Annotated in this window: 8 protein-coding genes and 1 riboswitch; all 8 genes read right to left on the reverse strand. The window is 37.0% G+C overall.

The window, feature by feature from the left end:
- On the reverse strand, positions 1-951 hold a 951-nt coding region (locus tag AC06OU_RS11735; protein ID WP_475855973.1), incomplete at its 3' end, for a ribose-phosphate diphosphokinase.
- A 25-nt stretch (positions 952-976) separates the two neighbouring features.
- On the reverse strand, positions 977-2,347 hold the full coding sequence (gene glmU / locus AC06OU_RS11740) for a bifunctional UDP-N-acetylglucosamine diphosphorylase/glucosamine-1-phosphate N-acetyltransferase GlmU (protein ID WP_475855975.1): 1,371 nt from the start codon (positions 2,345-2,347) through the stop codon (positions 977-979).
- A 358-nt stretch (positions 2,348-2,705) separates the two neighbouring features.
- Entirely contained in the window at positions 2,706-3,020 is a 315-nt protein-coding gene (locus AC06OU_RS11745) for a DMT family transporter (RefSeq protein WP_475855977.1), read from the reverse strand.
- Positions 3,020-3,361, reverse strand: coding sequence for a DMT family transporter (locus AC06OU_RS11750; protein ID WP_475855978.1), 342 nt, complete (start codon positions 3,359-3,361; stop codon positions 3,020-3,022). The genes AC06OU_RS11745 and AC06OU_RS11750 overlap by 1 nt, the downstream gene beginning before the upstream one ends.
- Before the next feature lie 65 nt (positions 3,362-3,426).
- A riboswitch (guanidine-I (ykkC/yxkD leader) is annotated at positions 3,427-3,525 on the reverse strand.
- Between the two features lie 100 nt (positions 3,526-3,625).
- Positions 3,626-3,913 (reverse strand): septation regulator SpoVG, encoded by a 288-nt coding sequence (gene spoVG, locus AC06OU_RS11755; protein WP_169360349.1) that lies wholly within the window; start codon positions 3,911-3,913, stop codon positions 3,626-3,628.
- 250 nt (positions 3,914-4,163) lie between these two features.
- Positions 4,164-4,535 carry a RidA family protein gene (locus AC06OU_RS11760; protein WP_475855981.1) on the reverse strand — a complete coding sequence of 124 codons (372 nt, stop codon included), beginning with the start codon at positions 4,533-4,535 and terminating at the stop codon, positions 4,164-4,166.
- The gene (purR, locus tag AC06OU_RS11765) at positions 4,513-5,364 is read right to left on the reverse strand and encodes a pur operon repressor (RefSeq protein WP_169360385.1); all 852 of its coding nucleotides are present in this window, start codon (positions 5,362-5,364) and stop codon (positions 4,513-4,515) included. The genes AC06OU_RS11760 and purR overlap by 23 nt, the downstream gene beginning before the upstream one ends.
- A gap of 57 nt (positions 5,365-5,421) precedes the next feature.
- Complete coding sequence (gene ispE, locus AC06OU_RS11770; RefSeq protein WP_475855982.1) at positions 5,422-6,288, reverse strand: 4-(cytidine 5'-diphospho)-2-C-methyl-D-erythritol kinase; 867 nt, start codon at positions 6,286-6,288, stop codon at positions 5,422-5,424.
- Positions 6,289-6,873 lie beyond the last annotated feature (585 nt).

Consider the following 6,873-nt stretch of genomic DNA (forward strand, 5'->3'; position numbering starts at 1 on the left):
CAAAGTACTTACAGATTTTTCTTCAAATACTCGAACAATTGCATCACCTAATAATTTTGCAACAGATAGTTCTTTAATTTTTGGTGAAAGTTTTTCTTCTGGTAATTGAATAGAGTTTGTAATAACCAATTCTTTAATAACAGAGTTATCAATACGCTCAATTGCTGGTCCTGATAGCACTGGATGTGTACAACATGCATACACTTCTTTAGCGCCGCTTTCCATTAAAGCGTGAGCTGCAATGGAGATAGTTCCTGCAGTATCAATAATATCATCGATTAAAATTGCCGTTTTTCCTTCAACATTACCAACGATGTTCATTACTTCTGCAACATTAGGGCGTGGACGTCGTTTATCAATAATAGCAATTGGCGCTTTTAAACGGTCAGCCATTTTACGTGCACGAGTAACTCCACCGTGGTCTGGTGATACAATAACAATTTGAGAAGGATCTAGGTTTTTCGTTAAGAAGTAGTCAGATAAGATAGGCACAGCTACTAAATGATCGATTGGAATATCGAAGAAACCTTGGATTTGTGGTGCATGCAAGTCTAAAACAATTGCGCGAGTTGCTCCAGCAGAAGTTAGCAGGTTAGCTACTAGCTTAGCTGTGATCGGTTCACGAGCACGAGCTTTTCTGTCTTGTCGAGCATATCCGTAATAAGGTAAAACAACACTTACGGTACGAGCAGAAGCACGTTTAACTGCATCTAACATGATTAATAATTCCATTATATTTTCGTTTACAGGACCAGAAGTGGATTGAACGATAAATACATCACATCCACGTATGCTCTCTTCGATATTAATTTGGACTTCGCCATCGCTAAATCTTGTTACAGTACTTTTCCCTAGCGGAACTCCAACCTCTTTTGCAATTTCTTCTGCTAATTTCTTATTCGAATTAAGAGTAAATATTTTTAGTTTGGCATTTTCATATCGATGAGTCATGATAATCCTCCTGAATAGTAATTGGTTATTTTAGATTGAGTTTGTTTACGTAGCCTTCTTTGTTTTCTTGTCGAGCACGACCAATAGCAAGTGCTTCACCTGGAACATCCTTAGTAATCGTAGATCCTGCTGCTACATATCCTTTTTTACCGATTGTTACAGGTGCTATTAGATTAGAATTACATCCAACAAATGCATCGTCTTCAATAGTTGTTACAAATTTGTTTTTACCGTCGTAATTAACCGTAATAGCTCCGCAACCAATATTCACATTAGTTCCTATAGATGCATCGCCCATATAGCTTAGGTGAGAGATTTTACTTCCATTGCCAACTACCGATTTTTTCACTTCCACAAAGTTACCAATCTTAACTTGGTCACCCAATTCAGAGTCTGGTCGTATATGTGCGAATGGGCCAACTGAGGTATGGTTACCAATTTCACTTGATAATACTACAGAAGAGTGAATAGTTGTTTCATCACCAATGACACTAGAGACTATGTGGCTATTTGGGCCAATTGTACATTTTTCTCCGATAATTGTCTTACCCTCAATGATAACTCCTGGCTGTAGAACAGTGTCAGAGCCAATTGTTGCTTCACTGCTTATATATGTACTTTGAGGGTCTATAATAGTTACGCCTTCACGCATATGGTGATTGGCTATTCTAGCACGCATAATTTGTTCTGCTTGCGATAGTGCAACACGATCATTAATTCCAAGGGTTTCATCAAAGTCTTTCGCTGCATATGCAGAAATAACTTCTCCATCTTGTTGTAAAATTCCAATAACATCAGGTAAATAATACTCACCTTGCGTATTTTCATTTTTTACTAATTTTAATGATTTAAATAATGCTTCGTTGTCAAAGCAGTAAGTACCAGAGTTAATCTCTTTGACAAGCTTCTCTTCTGAATTTGCATCTTTGTCTTCTACTATAGACTTAACGTTCCCTTGCTCGTTACGAATAATTCTTCCATAACCAGTCGGATTTTCAGCTATTGCAGTCAATATAGTAGCTTTTGCATTTGTTTCTTTGTGATGCTTAAGCAATTCCTTAATAGTTTCTGCCGTTATTAGAGGAGTATCGCCACACACAACAATAGTTGTTCCCTTCAGGTTAGAAAGAACTTCTTCTGCTTGTAAAACAGCGTGTGCCGTACCTAGTTGCTCTGATTGTAAAGCATATTCGCTTCTGCTTCCAAGCTTACTTTGTACAATTTCAGCACCATGACCAACAATAGTCACAATCTTTTCTACCCCTACCTGATCCATGTTATCAATAACATGCTCTACCATTGGCTTTCCACACACAGGATGTAATACTTTATATAGACTAGATTTCATACGAGTGCCTTTACCAGCTGCCAAAACAACTGCATAGGTATTTGTCATTTGATATTCCCTCCAGTGGGCTAATTTCCTCTTTTGACTATATAGGAAAAGAGGGTTTTTTTCAAGGAATTATCTCTTGACAAATACATGACAAAACAAGTAATATATATATTTTTTTGTTAAATCATACTTTATTTTTATATAACAAATCTTAACGATTAGATTGGATATGACATATATATGCTTTTTAATAATTAATTTCTGCTTTATTGTAATAACTTTCCCAGAATGATAATCATTTATAAAATTGGCTACTTTGCTAAATAAATTATAGTGAAATTATTTTTTAGGAAGGAGAGCAGCCTCTATAAATAATTATTCCACCTTTAGCTTAAAGATATATCCATCACGTATTATCTTATGATACGAGTTTCAGGCCAACAGCGGCGCCTAAAATCATTCCAATAAAAATTAGTCGTTTCGGGTCTTTAGATTCTCCATATAAAACCATACCTAATATCGCTCCTCCAGAGGCTCCCATACCTGTCCAAATAGCATACGCTGTTCCCATAGGAAGAGTTTTCATGGAATAAGCCAAAAGAAGAAAACTTGCTCCAAATCCGAGTATTAAGAGTACTACCGCTTGCCAATTACGATCTTTATGCAATTTACTTATCATCGCCACTCCGAACATTTCACAAACCCCAGCTAAAATTAATGAAATCCAAGCCATTAAGATTCACTCCTTTCCTGAACTTTTTCCTTTGTAATTAATTTCAACCCAATTACTCCAGTAAGTAATAGTACGATCAAGATTACTTTTTCTACTTGAAATGGTTCGTCAAAGAATAGAATCTCAGAAAATACAGTCCCTGCTGTACCTATACCAACGAAAATAGCATAAACAGTACCTACGGGAAGTTCTCGACCAGCCATAATCATTAAATAGAAACTGATAAAGATAGCAATAACTGTTCCAGACCAGGTCCAAAAATCGTCTGCATGCTTTAATCCAATAACCCAAAAAACCTCAAATAATGCAGCAATGAACACTTTAATCCATGCCTTATCCATCTAAAATAACCTCCAATATATTATTATTCTCAAAAAAAAAAGCCTGAGAGAAACTATTAAACAGTTTCTCCCAGGCTTTTATCCTTCCGTGACACAGCAAAGCTGTGAGTTTTCTCTCGGTCCAGACCAACCTCAATGGTTACGGAACCCTAGAAAACATTCAAAGTATTTTATTATGGATATTATATCGTTGTTTGTTAGTAAAGTAAAAGTATAAGATTCTTATAGCCTGTTTCTGAACGCTAACTATAACTGAAGCTAGTCTTATATAGTAGCTTCTTCCACTTCCGCTATTACATCATCACTTAAATGATAGGCATATAGCACAGCATCCTGAATTTTAGATCGTGTGCCTACATTTATAGGATGAGCTATATCTCGAAACTCCCCTTCTGGTGTTCGCTTACTTGGCATAGCCACAAATAACCCTGCATTTCCTTCGATAACTCTAATGTCATGGACTACAAACTCGTTGTCTAGTGTTATAGAAGCGATTGCCCTCATACGCCCATCGGTTAATACTTTACGCAACCTCACATCTGTCACTTCCATATAATCTCTCCTTCCCCCTAGTTGCAAATATCTATATTAACTTACTATTCCACAAAAATTTAAAAACTCCTCCTTTGTTTTAGAATATTTTTAATATTATATGCATTAAAAAACTATCAAAAAATAGTATAAAAGACGAGGGGATTTTACAAAACCTATTTGGAGTATAACTTGAGGTTCTTGAGGGAGTGACAATAAAGTAAAATCTAAAAAAGCACATAATTTTCCGAAGAAAACATGTGCCTTAGCTTTAAATAACTGCTATAACTTCAATTTCTACCTTTACATCTTTAGGTAAGCGAGCAACCTCTACAGCTGAACGAGCAGGCTTGTGATCACCAAAATGTTTTTCATAGGCAGCATTGAATTCAACAAAATCGTTCATATCTTTTAAAAATACAAGAGTTTTTACTACCTTGGACAAGGAAGAACCAGCTTCAGTTAGAACAGCTTCTAAGTTAGCGAAAACTTGGTCAGTCTGTTCCGTAATAGAACCATCAATTACTTCTCCGTTTGGCGTTAATGGTATTTGACCTGAGCTATAAAACATTCCGTTCACTACCATACCCTGTACGTATGGACCTATTGCAGCTGGAGCTTTATTCGTTGATACTATTTTCATTTGATTTTCCACCCCTCGTGAAATAATTACCCTCAGTTAAAGCAATCGTACCGTCTTTTTCATTTACTTCATGTAACTTTAATAAAGACAAGTAATTCTCAACCAATTGTTCCCCTGTATGCTCAGCTTCTACTAAGACAGCTATGCCCGCAAGCTCACAGTTAAACTCCTCAAGTAAGCTTTTCATACCATTGATCGTTCCTCCAACTTTCATAAAGTCGTCGGTAATTAGCACACGCTGGCCTTTTTCCATGCTTCTTTTAGAAAGAACCATTGTTTGAATTCTTCTAGCAGAACCAGAAACATAATTTATGCTGACAGTAGGTCCTTCTGTGACCTTACTATCTCGTCGTACTACAACTACAGGAACATTTAAGTGTCTTGCAATAGCATGAGCAATAGGAATACCTTTTGTTGCAACTGTCATAATAGCATCGATTTTTGTATCGACAAATGCAGATGCAAATACCTTCCCTATTTTGTTCATTAGCATTGGTTCACCCAAAAGGTCAGTCATATACAAATAACCACCGGGTAAGAGACGTTCCGCTTTAGAAAGTTGGTCCATTAATTCCTGAGCGATTTTCTTAACATCCTGGTCTGTCATAGTAGGAATAAATTTAACTCCCCCTGTTGCACCAGGTACAGTCACAAGTATGCCTTTGCCTCTTTCTTCAAATGTTTCTTTTACTATCGTTAAATCTTCACTAATAGAAGATTTTGCAGACTGATATAAAGCAGCAAAATAAGTTAAAGGGATTAGTTTATGTGGATGCTCCATTAAATATTGAGTCATGTCCACTAACCGTTCACTTCTTTTCCATTTCATCATTTTCCACCTCTAATCACGAATGTTTTAAACAAAACTTACCACAATTATACGTGTTTAAGCAAGTGGTTCTCTATCTCCCATTAGCCTAACGGCATATACCTCATCACAGAATCCTCTTAGCCCGTTATATATTCTCTGTACTCGTGATTCTTGGTTTACAAGTCCAAAAACAGTTGGACCACTACCACTCATTAATACAGCATCGGCTCCGAAACGTTGCATTTGCTCTTTTAGGTTGGCTACTTCAGGGTATAGTTTTAGTGTTACATCTTCTAAAACATTCCCCAGTGAGTTGCACATCAAATCATAATCCTTGTCCTTAATAGCATTTACCATTGCTGTTGTTTTCGGATGAACTATTTGATCAATTTTTAAATTCCCATATACATCTGCAGTAGATACCCCTAATGTTGGCTTAGCTAATATAACCCAACAGTTGGCAGGTGCCGGAAGCTCTTGGATTTTTTCTCCTCGCCCGGTCGCCAATGCAGTCCCACCGTATAGACAAAATGCCACATCTGACCCTATTTTTGTTCCTATTTGAGCTAGCTCGTCTAAAGTGAGATTTAATCCCCAAAGAACATTTAGCCCCTTTAAAGTTGCCGCAGCGTCACTACTACCACCTGCAAGTCCTGCTGCAACTGGTATATTCTTTTCGATTTTAATAGAGACGCCAGACTTCACCTTGTACATTTCTTTAAGAACTTTTGCCGCTTGATAGGCTAGGTTACGATGATCATTTGGAACAAAACGATCGACTGAAATAATATGTATAGCTCCGTCTTCTCTCATTTCTAGCCCGATGCGGTCTGCTAAATCTACAGTGGTCATAATCATTTCCACCTCATGATAGCCATCAGGGCGTTTATGTAATACATCAAGTGTTAAATTTATCTTAGCAGGTGCTTTCACATAGTACATCCCATCTGCTCCTTTTCCTACTTATGCTGTTCCCTATTTTACCATAGTCCTTCCTTTTTGAAAAAAATGAGAACAATAAGAAAAGTATAGGCATTGACTCTTCCTCATTAAACGAATGGGGGAATGGAAGAAGTGATTAAAAAAAGCTTTGTTAAAGTTATTGGTTGATTTTGACTAACAATTTTTTTTAGTGACTGTAATATAAACAAAGGAACTTTCAAATGGCTATTAAGAACATAAATAGATGATGAAATTTAGGTTGGTGACCTTTTAGCTTTGTTTATGCGAGTAAATTTATTAGCGCTTTCTCGATGCTAAAGCTGTTCCCATTTATTGATTGGAGCGCCAGACGGCGACTCCTGCGGGATGAGTGAGACAGATAAGACATCACAACCACGCGCTTTCCTCTGGGTGATGGCTTATCGCTCACCCCGAGGAAAGCGTCCGGCTGGTGCGGAAATCAATTCTACTCTCTGATTTAAGATTTCTTTGGATTATAAAACAACCCTCCCCTTTAACATAGCCAAAAAGTATTACAAAACATGATTCAATAACAAAAAACCGATGGCATAAAGCCGCCGGTCT

This window comes from Psychrobacillus sp. (genome assembly GCF_056205495.1).